Origin of the sequence: Nesterenkonia rhizosphaerae (assembly GCF_039544555.1) — a bacterium.
Classification (GTDB): Bacteria; Actinomycetota; Actinomycetes; order Actinomycetales; family Micrococcaceae; genus Nesterenkonia; species Nesterenkonia rhizosphaerae.
This window is the reverse complement of the sequence record NZ_BAABLW010000007.1, coordinates 819,406-846,102: the sequence shown is the minus strand read 5'-3', so window position 1 is coordinate 846,102 and position 26,697 is coordinate 819,406. Positions and strand designations below refer to the sequence as shown.

Genomic DNA, 26,697 nt, shown 5'->3' with positions numbered 1-26,697 from the left:
TGCGGCGGCATAGGCCGCTTGAGACCACACTGAGTACCTGATTGAGTGCCCGAGGGAGGCTTCCGTTGACCGAACCGTCACGTCCTGAGGCAGCTGCCCCGGACGAGGAAGCCCTGGAGACGGCACCATCGAACCCCATGTCAGGCGATGCGGAGTTGCAGAACGCTGTGCCAGATGATGCCGAGTTGCAGAACGCGGTGTCAGATGATGCCGAGTCAGATGACACAGCGTCACAGAATGAGGTCTCCCATAATGCAGTGTCCCCGGACGCTGCTGCCGATGATGCTGCTGCTGATGCCGACCCTCAGCATCAGGAACCCGTGCAGGAAGCATCTACTGATCCGCTGGGTGACGCCGATGAGCTGACCACCGAGCCGACCGCTGAGACCAGTAATGAGGCCAGCAGTGACCAAAGCGGTGAGAAGCGTGATGCCGGGAACAGCACGGTTGATATGGGCGCTGATGACTCATTAGAGGAAGCCAGCGAAGCTCTCCCTGAATACCGCGCCGAGGACGACGACGCCGCTGAGCCAAGTGCCCTGCCCTCGGAGAGCTCAGAGGCGCCCGAGCCAGAATCGCCAGAGTCACAGGTGCCCGGGCCGAAGATGCTCGATGCAGAAGAGGGTGAATCCCCTGAGAGCGAGGCTGATGCTCTCGGCTCGGAGAAGCAGACTGCCTCTGCCCAGCGTGAAGCCGAATCAGGGCTGAGCGGTTTCCTGGACTCCCTCGACGAGCGTGCCAAACGCTGGTGGGCGCAGCGCCGGGCGCGCAAGGCCGCTCAAGCTGAGCTGGTGACAGCTGCTGCAGCCGAGCAGCAAACACAGCCTGACCTCCCCGCCGAACAGGACTCTGAGCCGGACTCGGACGAAGAATCCGTCGAGGCGGCAGAACCAGTCGAGACGACGGAACCAGTCGAGTCGGCAGAACCAGTCGAACCCGTCGAGCCCGCTCCTATCGAATCACCCGATGCTGAGGCTGACCAGACTGAACCGGACGCCGCAGACTCTGCCGTGCTGGAGGACCAGTCAGCCGACTCCGACGCCACCGCTGCCATCCCCGCATATGCGCAGGACTTCGAGCCGGAATCCGACGCCGAGTCCACCACTGTGCTGCCGGCGTACCGCGAGGACTATGCTCCACCTGTCGGTGCCTCTGCCCCGCCTGGCACTGCCGTCCCGGTACGTGTCCGCAAGGCACTGGATGAGCACCGCCGTCGTGACGTGATCCTGCAGAAGGCGGCAGCCATCGAGGCTGCCACGGCCCAGAACTATCAGCCTCCGCGGTATGAGTTCGCTGATGAGGAAGAAGACCTCTACACCTACATTCCGCCCTACAACCTTCCCTCTCGGGACCCTGACCCTGAGCCCACCGCAGTGGATCTCTACCGTCGCATCTTCGTCTCTGCCGGAGCCGCGGCCGCCGTCGCCTCCCTGATGTGGATGTTCGGCTGGTTCGGCACCGCCCCTGCAGTGCTGTCCGGCAACGGGTTGCGTGAACACGCCGAGGGATGGTTCTCCGGCGAGCTCGCGCTGCTCTCCCCCGACCACAACATGTACTGGCTGTGGCCCATTCTGGTGATCGGGCTGGGCACACATGCGGTTTTCCAGTGGCAGAGCTCCCAGCGGTCCACCCCCCGCCAGCGCCGCTCGGGCTGGCTGGTGGGCACCGCGTCCGGGCTGATGCTGGTGATCACCGCGGCCATGCACTTCGGGTTGTTCACTCTGGGCGCGCTAGCCGCCATAGCTGTGGCTTTGACCCTGCTGGATGCGATCCGTCAGTTCAACCTGCACACCGCACGCAACACCACAGAACGTCGGCTCACCGACGGGATCATCGGCCTGTTCTTCGGTTTCGCCCTGGTGCAGGCCATGAGCTTCTTCTCGATATGGCTGACCGCCCACGGCTGGAGCATTCCGGGCATCCCAGCACTGCTGTGGGCGCTGATCGGGCTGTTCATCTGCGTCTGGACCGCGGCCTTCTACTCGATGACCGAGCGTGGCCGCATCACCATCGCACTGGGGCTGGGCTGGGGCATGTTCTGGCTGATCTTCCCGCGACTACTGACCGAGGTCACCAGCGTGTGGGTCGCCATCGGTGCGGCCATGGGCGCCTTCGTCGTTATTCTGTGCACCCAGTCCCGCCGCCACCGGATCAACCACGCCGAACGACGCGCTGCTATGGGACGTCCGCTGGAAGACATCATCTGAGTCAGCAGCGTCGCTGCGGTGGGCGGGGAAACGCCGCCACATGAGACTATGGGTGGCATGGCAGTACGCACCCCTGACCCGAACCCCGGATGGCTCAGCGAGGAGGACCTCTATGAGGCCCGCCGTCGTCTCCCCATAGTCTATGTGGAAGCAATTCCAGTCCGTCTGGACGCCCTCGGCTACGTCACCGAGATTGGCATGCTCTACACCGCCGACGACGACGGCCAGTTCTTCCGCACCGTGGTCTCCGGACGAGTGATGTATCGCGAAACCATCCGTGCCGCCCTGCTGCGTCATATCGAGAAGGACCTTGGCTCCCTGGCGCTTCCGCAGCTGCCCCCGTCGCCGGCGCCCTTCACCGTAGCCGAGTACTTCCCCTACCCCTCTGAGACGGGGCTGGTCGATGACCGCCAGCATGCGGTCTCGCTGGCTTATGTTGTTCCGGTCAGTGGAGAGTGCTCCGCCCGGCAGGACGCGCTGGAACTGTCCTGGCTGACCCCGGAACAAGCGCTTTCGGCAGAGGTACAGGCTGAGTTCCTCGGCGGCCGTGAACAACTGATCCGCCAGGCACTGGCGCATGTGGGGTATATCGGATGACCACCCCCGCTCCTGAAAAATCGGGCGGACGACGGCGCCCGGCCCGCTCTTCCGCGGACTCCCCCTCACCACAGCTGAAGCTGGGGCTCACCGGCTGGTTCGTGTCCTGGCTGGTGCCCACTGCCATTATGGGCGGACTGCTGCTGGGTCTGTCGTTTGTTCCCGGGCTCGACGGCGAAGGCTATATGGCACCGCTGATCCCGCTGTTGGGCGCGGCTGCCGTCGTCGTCGGTATCCCCGGAACATTGCTGGTGGGCTGGATATACCGCCACAACCTCAACCCGGTGGTGCATGTGCTTGGTTATGTTGCCGTGGGACTGCTCTATGGGCCCGTGGTGCTCTTCGCCGGGGTGGGCGGCCTGATGCCGATGCTGATACCAATTATTGGATTCCCCGCTGGCGTTCTTCTGGGCCTGGGACGCTGGGCGGCGCAGCCGCTGGCGCGCACTGTTCCTGAATAAAGACGCGGCTGGCACAGCTAGTAACTGGTGGGTAACATGTGGCCTATGACACATGCGCCCGACGCCTCCACTGATCCTGTCTATGACCTCACCACTCCGCGGGACTTGGATTATTACGGCGTCTTCGCCGATATTCCGGACCAGGACCGCCAGTGGTGGGAGCGGGCCCGGACGTTCAGCGCCGGACTCGACGATCGCATGAGCCAGCACTGGGAGAAGGCCGAGTACCCGCTGGACCTCGTCCGAGAAGCGGGGCGCCTGGGCCTGCTCACCGACGGCGTCGACGTCGGCGATGTCCAGGCCGAGAATATCGAGACTCTCACCCCGATGGCTGCCGGACTGGTCAATATGGAGACATCCCGCGCCGATGGCTCACTAGGCACCGCACTGGCCGTGCAAGGCGGTTTGGCTCTGCGCACGCTCGCACTCTTCGGCTCCGCAGAACAGAAAGCCGAGCATCTCACCGCACTGGCCACCGCGGAGACCCTGGGCGCCTTTGCTCTCACCGAACCCACGCACGGCTCCGACTCGGTGTCCCTGGAGACCACCGCGACTCTCCACGGCAGCGAGGAGAACGGTCACTACATCATCAACGGGGCGAAAAAATGGATCGGCAATGGTGCCTCCGGCGGCATCACCTTCACGTGGGCCCGGGTCTCCGGGGGAAGCCATGACGGTCAGGTGCGCTGCTTCCTCATCCCGCAGGACACTCCGGGGTACCGCGCCGAAGTCATCGGCGGCAAGCTGAGCCTGCGCGCAATACATCAGGCCCTGATCCAGTACGACGACGTCAACGTACCTGCTGATGCAGTACTGCCCGGGGCCACCAGCTTCAAAGATGCCTCCAGAGTGCTCTTCGCCACCCGGCTGGGTGTGGCTTGGTCTGCGGTAGGCCACGCGGCCGCCGTCGTGGAGACTGCGCTGTCCTACTCCACCCAGCGCGTGCAGTTCTCCAAACCACTGGCCCGCTTCCAGCAGGTCCAGGAGCGGCTGACTTGGATGACCTCAGAACTCACCAGTATGCAGCTCCACGCCCGGAAGGTGACTGAGCTCGACGCTGCAGGCAAACTCAGCGGCCCACAGGCCTCCATGGCGAAGTATCACAACACTCGTAAGGCGCGAGCGCTGGCGCAGACCGCTCGAGACATGCTCGGCGGCAACGGCATCCTGCTGCAGAACAAGGTGGCCCGGCATCTTGCCGATATTGAAGCCATCCACACCTACGAGGGCACCGAATCGGTGCAGTCGCTGATCATTGGCCGGGACCTCACCGGCTACTCGGCCTTCGCCTAAGCGGCTCGGCGTCGGTAGAACGGTAGGGGCACCACGTTGAAAGGCTGCGCTTTGCCACGTACATCAACCTGCACAGTCGTACCCGGCTCGGTGGAATCGATATCCACATAAGCCATGGCCACGGGGTAGCCCAGCGTGGGACTCAGCACGCCTGAGGTGACCACGCCTATCTGATCACCGTGCTCATCCAACACCGGGTAGCCGCTGCGGGCAGCCCGCCGACCGGTGCCTTTCAACCCCACCAGGCGCTGGCCGCTGGTTTTGCCCAGCCCGGCAGCCTTGGCCGCCTCAAGAGCAGCCCGGCCGATGAAATCCTCTGCCTTGGAATAGGCCACCACGGGAAGCCCTGCCTCCTGCGGCAGCCGCTCGGTGGAGAGCTCGTTGCCGTAGAGCGGCATACCGGCCTCCAGGCGCAGCGAATCACGACAGGCCAGGCCGCAAGGGATCAGCCCGAAGTCTGATCCTCCCTCCAGGAGAGCCCGCCACAGCGCACCGGCTTTGTCATGAGGGGTGTACAGCTCGAAGCCGTCCTCCCCGGTGTAACCGGTGCGGGCAAGCAGCACCTCATCCCCGCCGATGGTCACCGTGGTCTGGGCGTAGTACTGCAGCCCTTCCACCAGATACGTCTCGTCCATGCGCACCACGGAAGAAATGATGGCCTGCGCCTGCGGGCCCTGGACGGCGATCAGGCTGATGCCCTCGGACTCGTCCCAGATCTCGACGTCGAAACCTACTGCCCGTTGCTGTAAGGCACCGGCCACGGCCTCTCGGTTACCCGCATTGGGCACCACCAGGTACTGGTGCTCCTCCAGGCGGTAGGTGATCAGGTCATCGAGGATGCCGCCGTCGTCCTGGCAGATCAGTGAGTATTTGGCCTTCCCGGGCTCCACCTTCGCGAGGTTCCCCACCAGGGCGGTGTTGAGGAACGTGGCGGCATCGGGGCCTACCACCCGGATCTCTCCCATATGCGAGAGATCAAAGAGCCCGGCGGCCTCTCGCACCGCACGGTGTTCTTCGAGCTCAGAGCTGTACTTCAGCGGCATCCGCCAGCCACCGAAGTCGGTGAAGCTGGCGCCAAGCGCTTCATGCTCGGCCGCCAGGGCGGTTTCTTTGAGTTCAGTCATCATCAGTCCATTTCTTCACGAGGCGATCGAGTCTTTCGCCGATGGCGGCGTGTGAGTCCGTCAGGACGCGAACGCCTCAATCGGCGGGCAGGAGCAGACCAGATTCCGGTCACCATGGGCGCCGTCGATCCGGGACACCGGTGGGAAGTACTTATCCTGCAGCAGCCCCTGGGCCGGGAAAGCACCCTGAACGCGAGAGTAGGAGCGGTCCCAGTTGTCCGAAGCGACGACGGCGGCCGGGTGCGGAGCATGCTTCAGGGCTGAGCCCTCGGCTTCCAGCTGCCCATCGATGACCTGCTGGATCTCCGCGTGGATGGCGATCATCGCTTCGATGAACCGTTCGATCTCTGCCAGATCCTCAGACTCGGTAGGTTCGACCATCAGCGTTCCAGCCACCGGGAAGGCCAGTGTGGGGGCGTGGAAGCCGTAGTCGATCAGTCGCTTGCACACATCTTCAGCAGTGACGCCTGAGGCCTTGGTCAGTTCGCGCAGATCCAGGATGCACTCATGAGCCACTAGCCCGTTCTCCCCTGCATACAGCGTGGGATAGTGATCCTTCAGCCGGGCGGCAATGTAATTAGCCGAGAGCAGCGCATGAGCGGTGGCCGAGGTCAGTCCCTCAGCACCCATCATGGCGATATACGCCCAGGAGATGGGCAGCACACCTGCGGAGCCGTAGGGGGCGGCGGTGACCGAAGCGGAGCCGGTGGCACCGTGGTCACGGCTGGGCAGGAACTTCACCAGATGCTCCGCCACTGCCACCGGACCCACACCGGGTCCACCGCCACCGTGGGGGATGCAGAAGGTCTTATGCAGGTTCAGATGCGAAACATCTCCGCCGAACTCCCCCGGCTGCGCCAAGCCGACCAGCGCGTTGAGGTTGGCGCCATCGATATAGACCTGCCCCCCGGCGTCGTGGACCATCTTGCACACCTGGGGCACATCAGCCTCGTAGACACCGTGCGTGGAGGGGTAGGTCAGCATGATGGCTGCGATCCGCTCCGGGTGCTGGGCGATCTTCGCTTCCAGATCGGCAAGATCGATGGTGCCATCTTCAGCGGTGGCCACCACCACGACCTGCATGCCCGCCAGCACCGCCGAGGACGCATTGGTGCCGTGGGCGGAGGCGGGGATCAGGCAGATATCCCGGGCGGCGTCATCGTTGGCCAGATGGTACTGGCGGATGGCCAGCAGACCAGCGTATTCGCCCTGGGAGCCGGCATTGGGCTGGATAGAAACCCCTGCGTACCCGGTGATCTCCGCCAGCTGATGCTCCAGATCCTCAATGAGCCGGCGCCAGCCCACGCTCTGATGCTCCGGGACGAAGGGGTGAATACCGGCGAACTCTGGCCAGGAGATAGCTTCCATCTCTGTGGCAGCGTTGAGCTTCATTGTGCAGGAGCCCAACGGGATCATCGTGCGGTCCAGCGCCAGGTCCCGGTCGGAGAGCCGGCGCAGGTAGCGCATCATCTGCGTTTCCGAGTTCACAGTGTGGAAGATCGGGTGAGTCATGTATTCGCTGCTGCGCACCAGGACTTCGGGGAAACCGTGGGCGCCACGGACCTCGGCACCCTCTAGCCGGGTCTGGGCATCTTCCTCACCGGCGGCGAGACCGAAAGCACGCAGCACCGTCACCAGATGTGCCGTTGTCGTGGTCTCATCCACGCTGATGCCCACAGTGGTCTCGTCCACCCGACGCAGGTTGATGCCCAGTTCCTCTGCGGTACTGATGACATGCTCGGCCTCCACCTCAAGTCCCAGTCTCACCTGCACGGTGTCGAAGAAGGACTCCGAGACCAGTACCCGACCGCCGGCCTGCAGGGCCGCAGCCAGGGTCCGTGCATGGGCATGGACTTCTTGGGCGATCCGCTTCAACCCCTGCGGACCGTGGTAGACGCCGTACATGGAGGCAGCGACCGCCAGCAGCGCCTGAGCAGTGCAGATATTGGAAGTGGCCTTCTCACGGCGGATGTGCTGCTCACGGGTCTGCAGCGCCAGGCGGTAGGCCGGACGGCCCTCAGCGTCCTTGGAGACGCCCACCAGACGTCCCGGAAGCTGCCGCTGCAGCCCGGACTTCACCGCCATGAATGCGGCATGCGGACCGCCGAAGAACAGCGGCACGCCGAAACGCTGCGAACTGCCCACCGCGATATCCGCCCCCTGCTCCCCCGGCGAGGTGATCAGGGTCAGCGCCAGCAGATCGGCGGCCACAGTGACCAGAGCGCCGCGTTCCTTCGCCTCGGCGATCACCGCCGAATGGTCCACCACAGCACCGGAGTTGCCCGGCTGCTGCAGGACGATGCCGCAGATCTCTCCCTCCGGAAGACCCTCCGCAAGATCAGCGAACTCCAGCTCGATCCCTACCGCCTCGGCGCGGCCGACGATGACCTCGCGGGTCTGCGGAAAGATGTCTTCATCCACCACGATCTTGGCATTCGCGAGCTTCTTATTGCCCCGGCGCATCAGCAGAATCGCCTCGGCCACCGCGGATGCCTCATCCAGCAGCGAAGCATTGGCAATATCCATGCCCGTCAGATCAGCAACCATGGTCTGGAAATTCAGCAGCGCCTCCAGCCGGCCCTGGCTGATCTCCGGCTGATAGGGGGTGTAGGCGGTGTACCAGGCCGGGTTCTGCAGCACATTGCGCAGAATCACCTGCGGAGTATGTGTGTCGTAGAAGCCTTGACCGATCATTTGGACCTTGGTCTGGTTCTGCGCGGCGAAACTGCGCAGCGCTGCCAGCGTCTCTGCCTCCGAGCGGGCTGCCGGGAGGTTCAGCTGATTCTGCTGGCGAATGCTCTGTGGCACCGCAGCATCAACGAGCTCGTCCAGCGAGTCATATCCCAGGGTCTTGAGCATGGTGGAGCTGGTATCGGAGTCAGTGCCGATATGGCGGGCGGCGAAACCGGCTGGAACGGAGTAGGTGCTGACGGTGCTGGTCATCGAAGTGCCTTCCGGTGGGCATGGGTAAGGAGCATCTCCTCCCCTCGCTCTGTACTTCCCTCAACCGCTATGGCGGGGAACCTGAGAGATTCACTTGCAGCTGCCCTTAGATCTAGACCTCGTGGTCTAGCCCTAGTCGACAGCCTCAGTTTGCACCTTGGGTGTGGGGTACGACGTCGTGGCCGCACCTTGTACTTTCCAGAGTTGCCACCTCTGCGCGGTCCTTCCGGTGATGTTCACCGGGCCTGAGAGATTCGTAAGGGGAGAATCTTGCTCCTTCGGCGCCTGCTGTGTCCGACATGGCCGGGCATCGCAGGTCTCTCCCGCGTGGAGGACGTGGCCAGTATTGAATTGGGCGGCTTCAGTTGCGCGAAGCTGCTTTCATTGTGCCAGATCACACCGGCTGCGACTGGCGGGCGCCTTCGCCAGTTCACCTTTGCGTAAACTTGCCGTCGTTGTCTGTTTGAACACCGCCACTAGCGTCGGCACACGTTACGTCACTGACTTCATGCACCTGACTTGGGGGATCCTTCAATGCGCTCTGCATCTCACACTCACCGAACCGTAGCTTCAGGTTCCCGAAAAGGCAGGGCCGCATTGGCAGTCATGGGCGTTGCGGCCCTGGCGCTGACAGCCTGCGGGTCCGGAGAAGACACTGCCTCGGCGGATCTGCCCGATGATCTTGAGGGCTCCCTGACTGTTGTCTGCTCTCCTGCGGAGGAGCTCTGCGCTGCCTGGGCTGATGCATTTGAGGCAGAAACTGGCGTTCAGACCAACTATGTGCGCCTATCTGCTGGCGAGGCCGCCGCACGGCTTCAGGCCGGCGGCTCCACCCCTGAGTTCGATGTCTGGCACGGCGGCACAGTGGATGCCTTCATCGCGGCAATGGATGATGATCTGCTAGCACCCTATGACTCCCCGCAGCGGGCCGAGCTTGAAGCCGATGTCATCGACGAAGACGGCTACTGGTCCGGAATCTATGTGGGCGCCCTGGGATTCTGCTCGAACCAGTCCCGTCTGGACGAGCTGGGCATCGACGCTCCCGAGTCCTGGGACGGCCTGCTGGCCGGAGAGCTGCAGGGCGAGGTCATGATGGCCCATCCCTCCACCTCCGGTACGGCCTACACCGCGCTCTGGACTCAGGTGGAGCGCCTGGGCAGCGAAGAAGCGGCCTTCGACTACATGCGGGACTTCAACCGCAATGTCCTGCAGTACACCCGCTCTGGCTCAGCCCCGGCCCAGTCGGCCGGGCGCGGCGAGGTGGCAGTCTCGCTGGTCTTCGCCCATGACTGCATCAGTCATCAGGAAGAAGGCTTCGAGGATCTGGTGCTCAGCTTCCCGGCTGAGGGCACCGGACACGAGACCGGCGCGGTGGCGATGATCAACGGCACCCAGAATGAGGAAGCGGCACAGGCTTATATTGACTGGGCGCTGAGCCCTGCTGCCCAGGACCTTGGTCCTGAGGTGGGAGCCTTCCAGGTGCTGACCCACCCTGATGCGGTCGACGATGAGCGCATGGTCTCCATGGAGGACATCGAGCTCATCGATTACGACTTTGCCGAAGCCGGTGAACACCGCAGCGACCTGACGCAGCGCTTCGACGAGGAGATCGCCGACGAACCCGCTGAGGATGACTGATCGTTAACAGATGGCAGTAGGCTCTCTCTCCGCGGTCTCCCCCGGCGCTTCCTCAGGCTCCTCTTCGGCGGTGCCGCCGGAAGCAGCTGTCCCGTCCCCGCGCCGTCGTCGGCCTTTCGGAGCACCGGTACGACGGCGCATGGACCCGGTGTCGCGGCTGCTGCTTGTTCTGGTGCTGATCGCACTGACCCTGCTGGTGGGTCTGCCTGTCCTCGGGGTGATGAACCGAGCCTTCAGCAGTGAGGGGCTGACGGTGCTGCAGTCCTTCGTCACCTCGCGCACTAACCGGCAGCTTTTCCTCAATACTGTCCAGTTGGGGCTGATCGTCGGGGTGCTGGGTACTTGCTGTGCCTTCGCGCTGGCCTATGCACAGGCCCGGCTGCGCTTTCCAGGGCAGCGGCTGATCCACATCCTGACGCTGGTGCCGATCATCTCCCCGCCCTTTGCTGTGGCGGCAGCGATCATCACGCTCTTCGGACGCACCGGAATGATCAGCTATGACCTTTTTGGTGTCCGCTATGACATCTATGGACTGCAGGGCCTGGTCCTGGCGCTGACGCTGTCCTATCTGCCGTTGGCATATCTGAATCTGCTGGGCATGCTGCGCGCCTTGGACCCGGCGCATGAGGAAGCGGCCTCCTCGCTAGGAGCCTCGCGGTGGCGGGTATTCCGCACCGTCACCGCTCCGATGCTGGTGCCGGGATTCGGCGGTGCGTTCCTGCTGCTGTTCGTCGAAGCCATCTCGGATCTGTCCAATCCGCTGGTCCTGGGCGGTAATTATCAGGTCCTGGCCTCGCGGGCGTACCTGGCTATCGTCGGTGAGTACAACCTCCCCGGCGGTGCGGCCTATGCGTTGGTGCTGCTGATCCCGGCGGTGGCGATCTTTGCCATCCAGCGCTACTGGTCCTCTCGCGGCGTCGTCGTCTCCATCACCGGCAAGCCTTCTGGACGCCGGCAGCGGCATACCGCCACCAGCCTGCCGGGGCTATGGATCCCACTGGCGGGATTCGCCTATGCCATGACGGCCCTGATTATGCTGCTCTACGGCACGATCGTCGCCGGTGCCTTCGTGCGGATCCTCGGTGTGAATAACACCCCCACACTGGATAACTTCCGTTATGTGCTCACCGGGGTGGGCAATGACGCGATCATCGACACCACACTGCTGGCGCTTATCGCCACTCCGGTGGCCGGACTGCTGGGCATGATCACCGCCTGGCTGGTGGTCACCCGGGTGCAGCGCGGAGCTGCGCTGCTGGATTTCTTCGGCATGTTGGGAATCGCGGTGCCCGGCACCGTCATCGGCATCGGCTATGTGATCAGCTACTCGGAGCCCACTATGGTCTTCGGGGTGCCTGTGCTTCCGGCGCTGGTCGGCGGTTCCACCGTCTTCGGCGGCGCAGTGGCCATTGTCATGGCCTATGCCTCAGGGTCTGCCCCGGCCGGTCAGCGTACCGGCATTGCCGCGCTGCGGCAGATCGATCCTGCCCTGGAGGAGGCCAGCGCCTCACTGGGGGTGTCCACCGGTGGGACGTTCCGCAGGATCACTCTGCCGCTGGTGCGCCCGGCCTTCATGACCGGGCTGATGTATGCCTTCGCCCAGGCGATGACCTCTGTCTCGGCGATCATCTTCCTGGTCACCCCGCATACTCAGATCCTCACCTCGCGGATCTACGCCGAAGTCGAGCGCGGCCGCTTCGGCAATGCCTTCGCCTTCTGCACCGTCCTGATGATCATTGTGCTGGCCGCCATGCTGGCCATTCACCTGCTGACCCGAAGAATGAGGAGCGTGCAGTCTTGACCCAGACCACGACGACGACGGTGCCCGCCTCCGCGGATGAGACTCACCTGCGTCTGGAGAACCTGGTGAAGGTCTATGACCGGTCCTCTGGGCAGCGCGCAGTGGATCAAGTGAGCCTGGACATCCGGGCCGGGGAGTTCGTGACCCTCTTAGGGCCCTCCGGCTGCGGCAAGACCACCATTCTCCGCACCATCGCGGGATTCGAGGAGCCCACCAGCGGCCAGGTGCTGCTGGGCGGGAAGAATCTGACCCGGACTCCCCCGAACCGCCGGCCGGTTTCGATGGTCTTCCAGTCCTATGCGCTGTTCCCGCATATGACGGTGAAGGAGAACGTTGCCTATGGACTCAAAGCCTCGGGGGTGAAGGGCCGTGAGATGAAGCAGCGGGTGGAGGAGGCTCTAGCCCTGATGCATCTGGGGGCTTATGAGGACAGAGCCCCGTCCCAGCTCTCAGGCGGTCAGCAACAGCGCGTCGCACTGGCTCGGGCCATGGTCATGCAGCCGGAGGTGATGCTCTTTGATGAGCCGCTGTCCAATCTGGACGCGGCCCTGCGCGAGCAGATGCGACTCGATATCCGTCGTCTGCAGCGGCAGCTGGGCACCACTGCCGTCTATGTCACCCATGACCAGGCCGAGGCGATGACGATGAGTGACCGTGTGGTGGTGCTCAACGGCGGGCGGGTGGAGCAGGTGGGCACGCCCGCTGAGATCTACCGGCGCCCGGCGTCGAAATTTGTGGCCGGTTTTGTGGGCCGAGCGAACTTCCTCAACGTCCAGGTGACTCAGTGGGATGAGGGCCGTGCTGAGGTCCTGGTCATGGGGCAGCGTCTGCAGGTGCCCACCCATCTGGGTGTCGGCTCGGCCCGCCACGTGGAGTTGCTGGTCCGGCCGGAGTCATTCCGGCTGAGCTCGGAAACAGGCGAGCCGGGACCGGCCACCGCAGAGGTGACCAGCACAGTGTTTATGGGCGATCGGGTGGAGTACGAACTCGACTGGCAGTCCCAGCCGCTGCACGCCACCGTGATGGATCCGGCTGAGGAGCAGATTCTCCCCGAAGGCAGCCAGGTGAGCCTGCAGATTATGGCCCCGCGGGCCTGGTTGCTGCCGGGCTTCGCCAGCTGAACAGCCGGTGAAGCCCTCAGAGCTCCCGGGCGTGGCGTGCGGTCATCCGTGCATCAATGACCACCAGCACCAGGACGACCAGGAAACCAGCCGCCGCCAGGCCGAGTACTGGACCGAGATTCTCAGCTGGTGCCAGCATGACCCGGTCCTCGGTCTGCCAGGGCCACAGGGTCCGCAGCGCACCCAGCATGACCCCGGCCAGCACAGTCAGCGTCATGGTGTGGTGGTGGTCCAGCAGCCATTTGAGACCTTTGACGATACTGAGCAGTCCCAGCAGCATGCCCAGCGCGAAGATACCCAGGTAGGCCAGGTCAAGGTCCCGGGCGGCGTCGATGGTGGGCTCGTATAAACCGAAGGTCAGCAGCAGGAAGGATCCGGAGAGCCCGGGCAGCAGCAGAGCGCAGACTGCCACTGCGGCGGCCGGCAGCAGGATCCACCAGTGTGCCTCGGCGTTGTTCGGCGGCAGTGACACCAGCCAGAAGGTCAGCGCCGCGGCGGCCAGCCCGGCAATCCAGTGTTTGCCCTTCAGCCGCCCGGCCATACGTACCGGGACTGCGATGGAGGCCAGCACCATGCCGAAGAAGGCTGCTCGGGTCAGCTCAGGGTGGGTCTCGACCCAGTCGCCGATGAACTGCACAGCGGTGAACAGTCCCAGAGGCATTCCGATGAGCACCGGCAGCACCACCGCCCAGTGCACGTGGTGCAGATGCTCGCGCGCTGACGCCAGCCGCTGCGGGCCGGTGATCAGGCTGCGCGCTGCAGATACAAGAGCCGAGGCTGAGTCGATCAACTGCTTATAGATACCCACGACGAGCGCGACAGTGCCGCCTGAGACACCCGGAACCGTCTCGACAATGCCAATCAGGGCACCGCGAATCACGTTGCCGGGCAGCGAGGTGGGGCGGTGGGCGACGGCACCGCCGGAACGCGTGGCGGTATCGCTGGGCTGGGGTTCTGAAGAGCTCTGGTGCACCCGCCAAGCTTACGAGATCACCGGCGAGTAGGAGGTCAGGGAATCGGTATCAAGCTCGTCGGATCGACCGCCACGAAGTCAACCTGCGTCCCCGCGGAGAGCTGCCCGGTCAAGCCCAGATCTTCACGGACGACGACGCCGATCACCGGATGCTCGCTGACCACTGGATAGTCGGCCAAGCAGAGCACCGGCATCCCGTCCGGAGGAATCAGCACCGCCCCGCGCGGCACTGGTTCTGCGGCACGCTCAGCGTGGCCCGGGATCTGCAGAGCTGAGACCTCTGGTTCCTCATCGGTTGTGGTCAAGAACACTGACGAGCGCGATGAGTCCTTCAGCACGCTCCAGGGTTGACTCACCAGTGCTGCGAGGCCCGGATTCCGGCCGCGGGTGCCGGCAAACAGCTCCTCACGAGGGCCTGGCACAAAGCGAAGCCTCACACAGCCGGGTGCGCCGGGAGCCTGCGTTGAGGGCAGCGGTGTTCTGGACACATCAGCAATACCCACGAAGCGGGAGGTGGCTCCGACCAGGGCGAAACTCTGACCCTGGGTGACGGGCCCCGGCCCCAGGGCGGAATGAGTGTCAGTAGAGGCGCTGCCCAGGGTTTCTGAGACGGCAAGACCTCCGGAGACTGCCACGTAGCTGCGCAGCCCGCAGTTCGGGGCTGAGAGTTCAAGCTCTTCGCCGGGGAAAAGCCAGAACGGCGCCCGCTGCGGAACTTTCCGGACCACAGCTGCACCCGCTGGACTGTTCCCCTCGCTGCTGCCGGTGCCGTGGAGGGCCATGTTCGACCGGGCCGCATTGTCAGTGCCGGTCACTGTGAGTTCCACCTCGGCACCGGTCACCGCAAGCACTGCCGTCTGCCGGGCCAGCAACCGCAGGCCGCCACCGAGCACTTCGAGACCGGCCGCTGAGTCCTCATTGCCGACCAACTGGTTGGCCTGCCGTAGCGCGGCAGTGTCAAGAGCACCTGAGGACGGCACGCCCAGTCCCGCCCAGCCGATTCGGCCCAGGTCCTGGATGAGGGTTTCTTCGCCTGGGTCGAGGACTTCCAAGACAGCGTCAGCGCGGGGCTGGAGCTCCTCGCGGTTCCGCGCAGAGCCGCCGGCCTGCACCGTCACCTGCTCCTGAACCGGACGGTACTTCACCACAGTCCCGGGAGGAATCAGCCCCGGGTAGACCGCCGCGAACTGCTGGGGTGCGGTCGCTGTGTCACCTGCTCCCGCCGTCGTTGCCTCGGTTGAGCCCTGAGATGGCCCCTCTGCGGAGTCCTCCCGCAGTATCGGTGCAACAGGGGCGGCAAGGTGTCCGATCTGCCGCCAGGTTCCCGGATTCGCCCGCGGCCAGATGCCTGAGTACACGCCGGCGAGCACCACCGCCCCGGCTGGAAGATCCTGCGGTTCGGCGCCCGGGTTGATCACTGGTGAGGCTGATTTCCGGCTCCGCCGCTTATTCAGCAGTTCCCCGGGCACGCACTGCATCAGGCCGGGTTCGGCAGCGGTGAACGCCGAGATCCAGTCAGTTGCGAGGTGCCAGTCGATGAGAGCCTGTCTGCTCATGCCCAGTTCTTCAGCCACAGCGTCCAGCTCTGCGCCCTCGTAGTGCACATCAACGGTGAGTTTTCCGGGAAGCTGCTGTTTCTGGGCGCGCGGACGCAGCTTCCGGATCTGCCGGACTGCCGCTTGAGCATCTTTACGCGTGCGGAAGTCCAGCATGATGCTTCGCTCCGCCGCGATGACTTCCCGCTGACCTGGCAGCGGTGACTGCTGGAATTGCAGCTGAAAGGGCATCATCTCTGCCAATGAGCCGAACTCCACGAGGACGGCGCGCTGACCCGCCCAGAGCACGGCGTGGACCATGAGACTCCCAAACTAGTTGCAACGTGCAAGAATCAATGTTGTGGATCAGGATACTTCGCGTGATGAACAGCAGAGCCCGAAGCCTGAGCGACTGTTTACCTCGAACTTCCTGCTGGCCACCTCGATCAACCTGATCATCACCACAGTCTTTTTTACTTTGGTGACAGGTATGGCAGTCTATGCCGCCAGCGAGTTCGCCGCTGGTGAGACTTCTGCCGGCTTCGCGGCCAGCGCGTTCGTGGTAGGTGCTCTCTTCGCCCGGTTCCTTGCCGGCAAATGGGTCAATACCCTGGGCCGGAAGCGAACCATGGTGGTCTGCATGCTGGTGTATACCTTGGCAGGGGTCGCCTATATGGGCGTGAGCTCCTTTGAAATGCTGGTGGGGCTGCGTGTGCTGCATGGTGTGGCGCTGGGCTTCGGGCAGACCGCGCTCACCGCAGCGGTCTTCGACATCATTCCGCGCTCTCGCCGCGGCGAGGGATCCGGCTACTACCTGTTGGCCAACTCCCTTCCCCCGGCCATCGGCCCGTTGCTGGCCATTCAGCTGACCGAACGTTTCGGCTTTGATGCGATGTTCATCTCAGTGACGGCGATGTCTGGACTGGCATTCCTCTTCGCCGCCTTGATCACGGTGCCGGAGATCAAACCTTCAGGCACTCCACTGAGGGAACGGTTGAGGCTGCGCCCCTCAGACATCATGGAGCCCCGAGCGATTTCCATTGCGGTGGTGGGGATGCTGCTGGGTATCTCCTTCGCCTCAGTGATGACCTTCCTTAATGGCTACGCGCGCAGCTTAGGAATGCTCGACGCCGCGAGTATCTTCTTCTTGGTCTACTCCGCCTGCATGCTGACCACCCGCTTGTTCACCGGAAGGATTCAGGACCGCTATGGCGACAATGCGGTGCTCTTTCCGGCATTGGCCACCTTTGTGGGGTCCATGGGCTTGCTGGCCTGGGCTCCGGGTGAATGGGCAGTGGTGCTGGCTGGTGCCCTGGCTGGGGCCGGCTTCGGCTCAATGCTGCCTGCCCTGCAGGCTGCCATCACCTTCAAGGTCCCCTCGCACCGGATCAGTATCGGCATTTCGACCTTCTTCATCCTGATGGATGTGGGTTTTGGTTTTGCCCCACTGTTCCTCGGCCCGTTGGTGGAGCACTGGGGCTATCAGGTGATGTACACCGGCTGCACCGCCGTCGTCGTTGTGACCCTGGGGCTGTATTGGCTGGTCCATGGCAGATATGGCGTACGTCAAGGGGTTGCGGCCCGGGGTCCGCGCCGGGGTGAGCCGCCACCACGCACAGGGCTGATGCCCAAAGTCTGAAAGGTAGGTGGGTCCTCGTCCGCGAGGATCCACCAGGACGTGGAGAGTGCCGTCACTAGCAGCGTGTGAATGACGAGGTGGTCAGGCTCCGGAGGTCTGAGCCGCGGGATCTTGCTCGAGTCACGTCTGGGGCGGGGAAACCGTCGCTTTGTGGCGCGTCCCCTCTCTCGTTTCGCAGCCTTTCTACTCCTGTCTTTAAAAAGTGCCCAAAAACTCTCGACAAGTACCAGGCGACATGAAACTATAGAACATAGATTCGATACATGGACAGGTACACGCAGGCATGTGCGCATAGGTATAAGGCCAGGCCGCAAGGCCGGCACAGGGACAGGGGTGATCACCATGGCAGCTTCCACCACCAGCAGCGCCAACAGTGCCCCTCCTATGCCTGAGCACCTGAGAACTCTCGCTGGGGAACCCGAATTGGCTGCCGCCTGGGAACAGCAGGTCGCCTCCCGTCGGGCTGAAGCAGCCAAAATCACCGCCCTGATGGAATACCGACAACGAACTGCAGCGTCTTACACACAGGAACCCCTGGTCACCCGGTCCGAGGCAGACCGTGCCGCTGTTCATGATGCCGCTCGGATCCTCGGGGTCAGTGACCGTACTGCTACCACCGTCCTCAACACTGCCCAAGAGGCTCGCCACTTCCTGCCTCGCACATGGCGGGCGTTTACTGAGGGGCTCATTGACCTGCCTCGGGTGCGGAAAACCGTCGACGCCGCCACCACTAGTGACCTCCCCGCGGACCTGCTTCAACAGTTAGATCAGGCCGCGGCAGAACAAGCCCAGCGTTGTAGTCTCTCGGAGTTTCACCACTGGCTCACCCGCTACACCGCTTCACTTGACCCAGAGGCTTATGCGCGGGCTTGTGAGAAGGCATCCCAGGACCGGTTCATGCGGTTTCAGCACCTGTCTCAGGGGATGAGCTATCTGCAGGCCTATATCCCCACCTTGGAAGCCGCGGCGATTGAGAAGCGCCTCAAAGCCGCCGCCCGCGGCATGGACCAGCCCAGCTTCGACCAGCCCAACGGAGACCAGCCCATCCCGGGCGGGGACACCGCGGCTGATCGCTGCCAGGCAAGCCCTGGCAGCGCAGAAACTGGCGACGCAGGACAAGGTCGTGCAGAAACGAGCACCATGGAATCGGGCGCTGCGGGTCGCCACACCGCTGATGCCCAGTCCTCTGACTCCAGTACCACGCATCACCATGGCGCCGGTCCGCGCACCACGCGCTCCAGCGCCAGTGACGCGCGTGCAGCGGATCCCAGCACCACAAACCCCGACGCCAGTGACCCTGGCGCCAGTGATCCTCGCACCCTTGCTCAGCGGGTAGCTGACCTCTTCACCGCTTGGCTTCGCGATGGACGGGTCTATGACGCCGCGGTTGATGCCAAGATCATGATCATGATCCCAGAGGCCACCCTCACCGGTGACAGTGATGAGCCGGCGATGGCTGCAGATCGGTCATGGATGATCCCCGCCCACCAAGCACGCCACGTCGCCGCAGATCCCGAGGCCAACCACCACTGGTACCAAGGCCGGTCCCGCAAGGATTCTAGGAACGCAGAGTATGACCTGCTCAGCGCCCGCTATATCGGCCGCTACCCACCAGAGCACCTACGCGACGCGCTGATCTTCCGAGACGGGACCTGCCAAGCAGACGGATGCACCATCAGCGCTGAGCGCTGCGATATCGACCACCAAACACCCTGGGAACACGGCGGAGAAACCACCGCCGACAACCTCTGGGCGTTATGCCGGCGTCATCACCGGATGAAATCCCACGGATTCCTTCACCCACCACCCCGCGACTCCGAGCAAGACTCCAGTCCGAACCGCAGTCAGCACCGTCCAACCCCCGGCGCAGAACATTCTCACGCCAACAGAACGCATTGGCCTAGCTCACAACCAAGCGGCGCGCATTCTCCGAGCGCTCCTTCGCGAAGCGCACATTCACGCTGTGCTGGTTCACCCAGCACCCATTCACCCAGTGCTCATTCACAAACCGAGCGTTGGCTAAGCGAGCGCGTCCTCAGTGACCATCGCCCTGACGGCCGCCAATCTGCTGGCTACACTTCCGCCGAGGACACCCCACCTGCCGGACTACTTACCGCAGCAGACTTGATGTGGCGCGCCGCTCCGGTCCAGTACGACCTCGCCGCCTAGCCCAGCACCTAGGGCACCTGGAGGGAAGCATTGGGCAGATCAGTGATGAGCATATGTCCCGGCGCATGACTAATGGCCAGCTCAGGGCGCGATTCCATCACTGCTGCTTGTGGCGTGACACCGCATGCCCAGAACACCGGCAGCCAGCCAGCTGGGACTTCTACCGCGTCCCCGAAATCGGGGGCCTGAAGGTCACTGATTCCCAACTGGCGCGGGTCTCCGATATGCACCGGCGCGCCGTGGACACCGGGATACCGCGAGGTAATCCGCACCGCGTCGGATATCCGCTCCGGTGGCAGCGGCCGCATGGACACCACCATGGGACCGCTGAGGCTTCCGGCGGACTCGCACCGCACCGTAGTCCGGTACATCGGCACATTGACTCCCTGCAGCTGATGCTGGATAGGAATCCCAGCCTCTACCAGCGGCGCCTCGAAGGTGAAGCTGCAGCCGATCAGGAAGGCCACGAGATCATCGCGCCAATACTCCACGACATCGCTGGGTTCATCGATGAGCTCACCGTCACGGTAGACCCGGTAGGCGGGAATATCGGTACGGATATCCCCGCCTCCTAACAGCGTTGAACTGAGTTGACCGGGCTCGAGAACTCCCAGCACCGGGCACGACTTTGGATTGCGCTGGGCAAACAGCAGCATGTCAAAGGCCTGCGCCCGTGGCAGCGCCAGCAGATTCGCCTGTGCATAGCCTGCGCTATAGCCGCTGGTAGGCCGACGCAGCCCCGCCCGGAACTGGGACCTGGCCGCTGAGGGCAGCAAAGTCGCAAGGTTCTCACCGGTAGTCATAGTGGCCTCAATCAGCCCTGGCTCCACAGAGCGGCCAGCCCGCCGAGCGAGTTCGCACCCATGTAGATAGTCAGCAGCCAAATTGCGGTTCCGGCGATCAGCAGCCACTTCGGGTATCGGTAACCCTGAAGCAGATCGCGCCGGAACCAGGCCGCGATCAGAATCACCGCGAAGCCCAGCGGCAGCACTGCACCGTTGAACGCACCAGCCATAATCAGCAGGGTCTGCGGGGCCTGTCCCAGCGTCAGGAACACGCCGAGGGTCAAGGCCAGGAAACCTGCGAAGAGCCAGGCCCGGACTCGCGGTGAAGTCTTCTGCGTGGTCACGAAGGAGATGCTGGTGTAGGTGCACCCCAGGATGGAGGTGATAGCAGCCACCCAGAAGACAACGCCGAAGACCCGAAGGCCGATCTCACCCAGCGCTGCCTGGAACGCCGAGGCCGCCACATTATCTGCTGCCAATGCCACGCCAGTGCTGATCACGCCCAGGATCGCCAGGAACAGCAGGAATCGGATCACACTGGCCACCACGATGCCCAGCACTGACGTGCGTGAGATTGCCGAGACGTTCTCCGGCCCGGTGTGCCCGGAGGCGATGAGCCGGTGGGCACCGGCATAGGTGATATACCCTCCGACGGTCCCACCGATCAGGGTAACCACTGCAAAGAAGAAAGTGTTCAGTGTCTCCCCGTCCGGCAGCACCGGAGCCACTGTCTGGCGCAGAGCCTCGCCCACCGGAGGCGCGGTGGTGATGGCCATCCAGATCATCAGCAGAATGAGGATCGCACCACAGGCCACCACGATGCGGTCCAGGGCAACTCCGGCCTTTTTGGACAGGAAGATCAGCAGCGCAATCACCACTGAAATGGTGGCGCCGATACGGGCATCAATACCGGCCATCGCGTTCATACCGATCCCGGCCCCGGCAATATTGCCGATGTTGAAGACAATGCCGCCAAAGAAGATCAACGCCGCCAGTGCCCAGCCCAGTCCAGGGACAATCCGGTTGCCCAGTTCCTGAGCATAGAGGCCAGAGACCCCCAGCGTCCGCCAGACATTGAGCTGGATAGCGATATCAACGAGCACCGATATCAGGATCGCGCAAGCGAAGGCCGCGCCGAACTGCAGCGTAAAGGTGGAAGTCTGGGTAATGAACCCTGGCCCCACGGCACTGACAGCCATAAGGAACATTGCGCCCAGCAGGGCGGTGCGGCGGGTAGCCACAAAAGTGGGTCCCTTTGCCGCTGTGGTTTCAGCCATGGTCTTAAGCCTCACTGTTGGGTGGAGTGAGCTGTAAATGCGGTGTGCATCACATGCTGGCTTGAGAATAGCTGTTGTTCCACAATCTAGGCAACGAATTGTGGAACAATCTCACGAGGTTTTACCTGCGTGTAACACGCTCAGCCGGCTTCCCCATGTGCTCCAGGAGTTCCGACTCAGCCCGGCTGAGGTACTCGATCAAGAAGTTCTCAGCCTCCTGGCGCCGACCCTGTCCAATCAGCTCGGCCAGCTGCGCATTCGAGTCCACATAGCCGCTGTGGAAGTCTGGCTGGTTCCTGCGGGTATGGAAGACCAGCCGCATCCGGGCCAGAATCTGGCTCATCAGTGTGTCGAGTGTGGCGCTGTGAGCCTGGGCGATAATCAGACGATGGAACTGCTGGTTGGCCTGGCCCATACCCGGGACATCAACGTCCGCTCTGGCCCGCTTGGCCTCATCAACGATCTCCTGAAGTCTGGCAATGGACTCGCTGGAGAAATCGGCCGCGCGAAGTGCCCCCGTCTCCACAATCCGTCGAACTCGGTAAATCTCGCGCACGTCCTCCGCCGTCGGGGAATGGACAAAAACTCCCCGATTGGGCTGGCGCTCAACTAGCCCTTCACCGGCCAGCTGCTGGAACGCGCTGCGAAGAGTATGCCGCGAAACCCCGAGCTGTGCGGTGAGCCGTACTTCTGGAAGCTTGGTCCCAGGAAGCACGGCCCCACCGGAGATGGTGCTGCGCAAAGCCGCAGCCACACGCTCAGCCAGGTGGGCATGATCGCCGGGGTCGACCCGCGGAATGTTCGCCCAGGCATCGGTACTCATAGCCACTTAATCTATACCGACTGAGTGCTGCGCTCTCTACTCGATACGTCCAAGCACATCGCCGCTCTTTAGCGAACTACCTGGTTCCAGCTCCTCACGACGGAAGATCCCTGCCACGGAGGCGCTGATGGTCTGCTCCATCTTCATCGCCTCCACTACAGCCAGCGCCTCTCCGGCCTGAACCTGCTGCCCGTCCGCGACGGTCCACTTCACCAGCGTTCCCGCCATCGGCGAGCGAACCGCGGAGTCGCCCCCTGCGGCGTCGTCGGCTGCCCCTGCCGAGCTCTCTGCCTGACCGAAGAGTCCCAGCAGCTTCTCGGGGAGCCCCAGTTCCACCGCACGCCCATCCAACTCCACAACGGCCCGGCGGATGCCCTGCTCACGGTGCCGCACCGAACGTTCCAGATGCTCCGAGGATTCCAACTCGACAGCGAAATCTGTTTCGATCCAGCGGGTGTGGACCCGGAAGTCCCCTTCTGCAGCGATGAAATCCTCAGCTTCCAACACACTGCGGTGGAAGGGCAGCACGGTGGGAAGTCCCTGAATACGCATTTCGGCCAGCGCGGTCCGTGCCCGACGGATGGCCGTAGCGCGGTCCTCAGCAGTGACGATGAGTTTGGCGAACATGGAGTCGAAGGCACCGGAGACTTCGTCCCCAGAGCGCACGGCTGTCTCCACACGGATGCCAGCGCCTGCTGGGGGCTGGAAGAGCTCGACCGGACCGGGCGTGGGAAGGAATCCCAACGCTGGGTCTTCTGCGTTGATGCGGAACTCCACAGAGTGCCCGCGCGGCTGCGGGTCCTGCGTCACGGAGAGTTCACGGCCTTCGGCAATGCGCAGCTGCTCGGCCACCAGGTCCAGCCCGGAAGTCTCCTCGGTGACCGGGTGCTCGACCTGCAGCCGCGTGTTGACTTCCAGGAAACTCAGCAGCCCATCGGGGCTGAGCAGGTACTCCACGGTTCCAGCACCCACGTAGCCGGCCTCGGCACAGATAGCGCGGGCCGAGTCATGGATGCGCTGCCGGATGTCATCTTCTAAGAAGGGGGCCGGAGCCTCTTCCACGAGCTTCTGATTGCGGCGCTGCAGCGAACAGTCGCGGGTCCCCACCACGACGACGCGGCCGTGGGTATCGGCGATCACCTGGGCTTCAACGTGCCGCGGACGGTCCAGGAACCGCTCAACGAAGCACTCCCCCCGCCCGAAGGCCGCCTCAGCTTCACGGACGGCCGAGGCAAAGGCATCATCGATCTCCGCTTCTTCGCGGACCACCCGCATGCCGCGACCGCCACCGCCATGAGCGGCCTTGATAGCTACCGGCAGGCCGTGTTCGGCTACAAAGCTGCGGACCTCCTCCGCGCTGCTGACCGGGCCGTCGGTTCCCGGCACCAGAGGCGCACCGGCCTGCAATGCGATTTCCCGGGCAGTGATCTTGTTGCCCAGTGCCTCAATGGTCTCTGGGCGTGGCCCGATCCAGGTCAGCCCGGCGTCGATGACAGCACGGGCGAAGTCCGCGTTCTCGGAGAGGAACCCGTAGCCCGGGTGCACAGCATCGGCTCCGGAGGTCTGCGCTGCCTGCAGCAGCTTCTGCATGTCGAGGTAGGTCTGCGCTGCAGTATCCCCCTCCAGCGCCACTGCGGTATCTGCCAGCTCGGTGTGCAGGGCGGTGATGTCTTGGTCTGCGTAGACCGCCACAGTGCTGTATCCGGCCTCACGGGCGCTGCGGATAATGCGGGCAGCAATCTCTCCGCGGTTAGCAATCAGAATGCGCTTCATGTCAGTTCCTGGGGAAAGTCGGGGTCAACGGGGACCAGCTGGACAGTATCGCCGGGGCGCAGCTGGGCGGCGGCGGAGAGATCTTGGGGCAGGATCACTCCCATGACCGGGTAGCCACCGGTGACTGGGTGATCATTGAGGAACAGCACGGGGTTTCCTTCTGGGGGCATCTGCAGCGAACCGCGCGGTACGCCTTCACTGGGCAGTTCCTGCTTCTTCAGACGCTGCAATGGTCGAGCTGCGGGATCCTCTGCTGCCGGTGCCAGCCGAATGCCGATGCGATTTGCCTGGGCACTCACAGCCCAAGTCTGGGCGGCAAGTCGCGTGGCTTCCTCGGAGCTGAACCAGTCATCGCGGGGACCATAGGTGAAGCGAAGTTGGATTCGCCCCTGTTCATCAGGTTCGGGCAGGGTGGTGGGTTCCGGCCATCCAACGGGCCCGACGGCGGCGGCTCCACAGCTGAGGAGATCCCCGACCTGCAGCGGCGCGGGCCCCAGGCCGGACATCGTGTCGGCTGAGACGCTGCCCAGCACTGGGTTGGCGCTGATTCCGCCGCGCACCGCTAGGATGACGCGCATTCCTCGTTCGACGGTACTGATGCTCAGCTCATCCCCCGCCACGAGGGCGATGGCCGCCCGCTGCGGTACGGGACGTTCGCCGCCGTCGAGATCCTTTATGACCAAAGACGCCTCGGCCCCGGTCACCGCCAGCACCACAGTGTCCTGAGCTCGGAAGCTGGCGCCCCCGTTGAGAATCTCCAGCACCGCTGCCTCAGGACGGTTTCCTGCAAGGCGGTTGGCCTGGCGCGCGGCAGCTTCATCGGCAACACCGGCGCGGGAGACTCCTAGGTCACTGAGCCCGGGCCGCCCGAAATCCTGGATAAGCATCTGCAGCCCCGGGGAGGTCACCTCCAGTACTGCACCTTCAGGTGCGGCGTCGTCGCCGGCTTCAGGCGTGATTTCGGCGGAACCTCGCACCGTTTCGGCACGGACAGCTTCGGAGCGGGCAGCTTCGGGGCGGACGGCTTCATAGCGCACCGTGTCACCGGGGCTCAGCAGCGCCGGGGTTGCGCGGTGGAGATCCCACATGGCCTCAGTGGTGTGACCGATCAGCTGCCAGCCTCCAGGAGAGACGCGCGGGTAGACAGCGGAGAATTCTCCGGCCAGGGCCACAGCCCCTGCCGGCACTGCGGTCCTGGGCGAGGTTCGCCGGGGGATGCTGAGCGCACGCGTTTTCCCTGAAGCGTCCTGCCCGGCCGGCACACAGTACGCGAAACCAGGTGCGAACCCGCCGAAGGCCGCGGTCCAGGGCATTCCGGTATGCCACTGGATCAAAGCCTCGGGACTCATATTCAGTGACTCCGCCAGTTCAGCCAAGTCTTCGCCGTCGTAGATCACCGGAAGAACCACTTCTTTGGCCCCGGTTGACTCAAGTTCCGGGACAGTGATCCGCTCTAAGGATCGACGTGCCTGGCTGATGTGGTGCGGAGCTGCGAACCGGATCATCAGCGTCCGGGCGGCAGCCACTAGCTCCTGCTGCCCGGGCAGCGGCTGGCTGCGCAGCTGTTGATGGCAGGCCAGAACGGTGGAGAGGTCCGCGAACTCCAGCAGCAGCGAGTGCGTGCCCGCGCGGTGAATGCTGCTAGTGGCTTCCGCGATGGAGCCGGGCACCTCGGGCTGGGATCGCTGGGTGCTCATGAGGCGGTAAAACTGCGAATCTCGACGCCGGCGTCCTCCAGAGCCTGCCGCAGCGTGCGCGCCAGTTCTGCTGCCCCGGCAGTGTCACCGTGGGTGCAGATGCTTTCCGCTTCGGTCTCGATCCGTGTGCCGTCACGAGCGATGAGCACCCCCTCCTGGGCCAAGCGGAGCATATTCTCCACCACCTGCTCGGGCTGGTGAATCACCGCATCAGGTTCACGCCGGGAGACCAGTGTTCCGTCAGGGTTGTAGTTGCGGTCGGCGAAGGCTTCAGCCACCCCGCGCAGCCCAGTCTCGCGCGCATACTCCAGCGCATATGATCCTGGCAGCAGCAGCACCGGGAGGTCTCGTCCGGTGGCCTCGGCGTAGCTGGCAATGGCATCAATGACCGCACGAGCCTGGACCTGGTGGCTGACGATGGTGTTGTAGAGGGCGCCGTGGGGCTTGACGTATCGAATCTGGGTGCCGGCCACCGCCGCCAGACCTTCTAGGGCACCAAGTTGGTAGAGCACCTCAGCGGCGAGCTCTTCTGCGTCATAGTCGATGAAGCGCCGCCCGAAACCGGGCAGATCCCGGTAGCCGATATGCGCGCCGATGGCTACGCCTCCAGCGGCAGCCTGCTCAACAGTGGCCCTGATGCGCATGGGGTCCCCGGCGTGGAAGCCACAGGCCACATTGGCGCTGGAGACAATGCCGAGCATGGTCTCATCGGGGATGCTCCAGTTGCCGAAGGACTCTCCGACGTCGCTGTTCAGATCGATCTGTGGCATGCGATTCCTCCTCGGTCAGAGGTCCCGGTGAGACCTGCATTACGTTCCGGATTGTTCAACAATAACACCAC

Annotated in this window: 19 protein-coding genes and 1 riboswitch; of the genes, 9 read left to right on the top strand and 10 right to left on the bottom strand. The window is 63.8% G+C overall.

Annotated elements, in window-relative coordinates; translation table 11 throughout:
• Nucleotides 1-65: 65 nt before the first annotated feature.
• The 4 genes from ABEA23_RS09595 to ABEA23_RS09580 are packed head-to-tail and all read left to right on the top strand — an operon-like array spanning nucleotide 66 to nucleotide 4,558.
• A complete protein-coding gene (locus ABEA23_RS09595; protein ID WP_345477798.1) occupies nucleotides 66-2,207 on the top strand; it encodes a hypothetical protein in 2,142 nt (713 codons plus the stop codon).
• Nucleotides 2,208-2,264: 57 nt separating this feature from the next.
• The gene (locus ABEA23_RS09590) at nucleotides 2,265-2,804 is read left to right on the top strand and encodes an NUDIX hydrolase family protein (RefSeq protein WP_044493016.1); all 540 of its coding nucleotides are present in this window, start codon (nucleotides 2,265-2,267) and stop codon (nucleotides 2,802-2,804) included.
• Nucleotides 2,801-3,265 carry a hypothetical protein gene (locus tag ABEA23_RS09585; RefSeq protein ID WP_044493018.1) on the top strand — a complete coding sequence of 155 codons (465 nt, stop codon included), beginning with the start codon at nucleotides 2,801-2,803 and terminating at the stop codon, nucleotides 3,263-3,265. Before ABEA23_RS09590 ends, ABEA23_RS09585 begins: the two co-directional genes overlap by 4 nt.
• Before the next feature lie 45 nt (nucleotides 3,266-3,310).
• Nucleotides 3,311-4,558, top strand: coding sequence for an acyl-CoA dehydrogenase family protein (locus ABEA23_RS09580; protein ID WP_345477797.1), 1,248 nt, complete (start codon nucleotides 3,311-3,313; stop codon nucleotides 4,556-4,558).
• Here ABEA23_RS09580 and gcvT read toward each other — a convergent pair.
• Nucleotides 4,555-5,682: a glycine cleavage system aminomethyltransferase GcvT gene (gcvT, locus tag ABEA23_RS09575; protein WP_345478663.1), complete on the bottom strand. Its 1,128-nt coding sequence runs from the start codon at nucleotides 5,680-5,682 to the stop codon at nucleotides 4,555-4,557. The genes ABEA23_RS09580 and gcvT overlap by 4 nt on opposite strands.
• Nucleotides 5,683-5,742: 60 nt before the next feature.
• Nucleotides 5,743-8,625, bottom strand: coding sequence for an aminomethyl-transferring glycine dehydrogenase (gene gcvP, locus ABEA23_RS09570; protein WP_345477796.1), 2,883 nt, complete (start codon nucleotides 8,623-8,625; stop codon nucleotides 5,743-5,745).
• Between the two features lie 208 nt (nucleotides 8,626-8,833).
• Nucleotides 8,834-8,961: riboswitch (glycine riboswitch) on the bottom strand.
• Nucleotides 8,962-9,159: 198 nt separating this feature from the next.
• Between gcvP and ABEA23_RS09565 the strand changes: the two genes are divergently transcribed.
• The 3 genes from ABEA23_RS09565 to ABEA23_RS09555 are packed head-to-tail and all read left to right on the top strand — an operon-like array spanning nucleotide 9,160 to nucleotide 13,185.
• Nucleotides 9,160-10,263: an ABC transporter substrate-binding protein gene (locus tag ABEA23_RS09565; RefSeq protein WP_345477795.1), complete on the top strand. Its 1,104-nt coding sequence runs from the start codon at nucleotides 9,160-9,162 to the stop codon at nucleotides 10,261-10,263.
• 10 nt (nucleotides 10,264-10,273) lie between these two features.
• On the top strand, nucleotides 10,274-12,064 hold the full coding sequence (locus ABEA23_RS09560; protein WP_345477794.1) for an ABC transporter permease: 1,791 nt from the start codon (nucleotides 10,274-10,276) through the stop codon (nucleotides 12,062-12,064).
• Nucleotides 12,061-13,185, top strand: coding sequence for an ABC transporter ATP-binding protein (locus ABEA23_RS09555; protein WP_345477793.1), 1,125 nt, complete (start codon nucleotides 12,061-12,063; stop codon nucleotides 13,183-13,185). Before ABEA23_RS09560 ends, ABEA23_RS09555 begins: the two co-directional genes overlap by 4 nt.
• 16 nt (nucleotides 13,186-13,201) lie before the next feature.
• On the opposite strand, the gene ABEA23_RS09550 is transcribed toward ABEA23_RS09555, so the two are convergent.
• Both ABEA23_RS09550 and ABEA23_RS09545 read right to left on the bottom strand, forming a co-directional pair.
• Nucleotides 13,202-14,158, bottom strand: coding sequence for a DUF368 domain-containing protein (locus tag ABEA23_RS09550; protein ID WP_345477792.1), 957 nt, complete (start codon nucleotides 14,156-14,158; stop codon nucleotides 13,202-13,204).
• A gap of 35 nt (nucleotides 14,159-14,193) precedes the next feature.
• Nucleotides 14,194-16,014, bottom strand: coding sequence for a carboxyltransferase domain-containing protein (locus tag ABEA23_RS09545; protein ID WP_345477791.1), 1,821 nt, complete (start codon nucleotides 16,012-16,014; stop codon nucleotides 14,194-14,196).
• A gap of 40 nt (nucleotides 16,015-16,054) precedes the next feature.
• On the opposite strand from ABEA23_RS09545, the gene ABEA23_RS09540 reads away from it, so the two are divergent.
• The gene (locus ABEA23_RS09540) at nucleotides 16,055-17,332 is read left to right on the top strand and encodes an MFS transporter (protein WP_260073254.1); all 1,278 of its coding nucleotides are present in this window, start codon (nucleotides 16,055-16,057) and stop codon (nucleotides 17,330-17,332) included.
• 342 nt (nucleotides 17,333-17,674) lie between these two features.
• Nucleotides 17,675-19,501 (top strand): HNH endonuclease signature motif containing protein, encoded by a 1,827-nt coding sequence (locus ABEA23_RS09535; RefSeq protein ID WP_345477790.1) that lies wholly within the window; start codon nucleotides 17,675-17,677, stop codon nucleotides 19,499-19,501.
• Nucleotides 19,502-19,509: 8 nt separating this feature from the next.
• On the opposite strand, the gene ABEA23_RS09530 is transcribed toward ABEA23_RS09535, so the two are convergent.
• The 6 genes from ABEA23_RS09530 to ABEA23_RS09505 all read right to left on the bottom strand — a co-directional run bounded on the left by ABEA23_RS09530 (nucleotide 19,510) and on the right by ABEA23_RS09505 (nucleotide 26,626).
• Entirely contained in the window at nucleotides 19,510-20,304 is a 795-nt protein-coding gene (locus ABEA23_RS09530) for a putative hydro-lyase (protein ID WP_345477789.1), read from the bottom strand.
• Between the two features lie 11 nt (nucleotides 20,305-20,315).
• A complete protein-coding gene (locus ABEA23_RS09525; RefSeq protein WP_345477788.1) occupies nucleotides 20,316-21,563 on the bottom strand; it encodes an NRAMP family divalent metal transporter in 1,248 nt (415 codons plus the stop codon).
• Nucleotides 21,564-21,684: 121 nt separating this feature from the next.
• Entirely contained in the window at nucleotides 21,685-22,386 is a 702-nt protein-coding gene (locus tag ABEA23_RS09520; RefSeq protein ID WP_345477787.1) for a GntR family transcriptional regulator, read from the bottom strand.
• A 36-nt stretch (nucleotides 22,387-22,422) separates the two neighbouring features.
• Nucleotides 22,423-24,159, bottom strand: coding sequence for an acetyl/propionyl/methylcrotonyl-CoA carboxylase subunit alpha (locus tag ABEA23_RS09515; RefSeq protein WP_345477786.1), 1,737 nt, complete (start codon nucleotides 24,157-24,159; stop codon nucleotides 22,423-22,425).
• Nucleotides 24,156-25,856 (bottom strand): 5-oxoprolinase subunit B/C family protein, encoded by a 1,701-nt coding sequence (locus ABEA23_RS09510; RefSeq protein ID WP_345477785.1) that lies wholly within the window; start codon nucleotides 25,854-25,856, stop codon nucleotides 24,156-24,158. The genes ABEA23_RS09515 and ABEA23_RS09510 overlap by 4 nt, the downstream gene beginning before the upstream one ends.
• Nucleotides 25,853-26,626 carry a LamB/YcsF family protein gene (locus ABEA23_RS09505; RefSeq protein ID WP_345477784.1) on the bottom strand — a complete coding sequence of 258 codons (774 nt, stop codon included), beginning with the start codon at nucleotides 26,624-26,626 and terminating at the stop codon, nucleotides 25,853-25,855. Before ABEA23_RS09505 ends, ABEA23_RS09510 begins: the two co-directional genes overlap by 4 nt.
• Nucleotides 26,627-26,697: the final 71 nt, after the last annotated feature.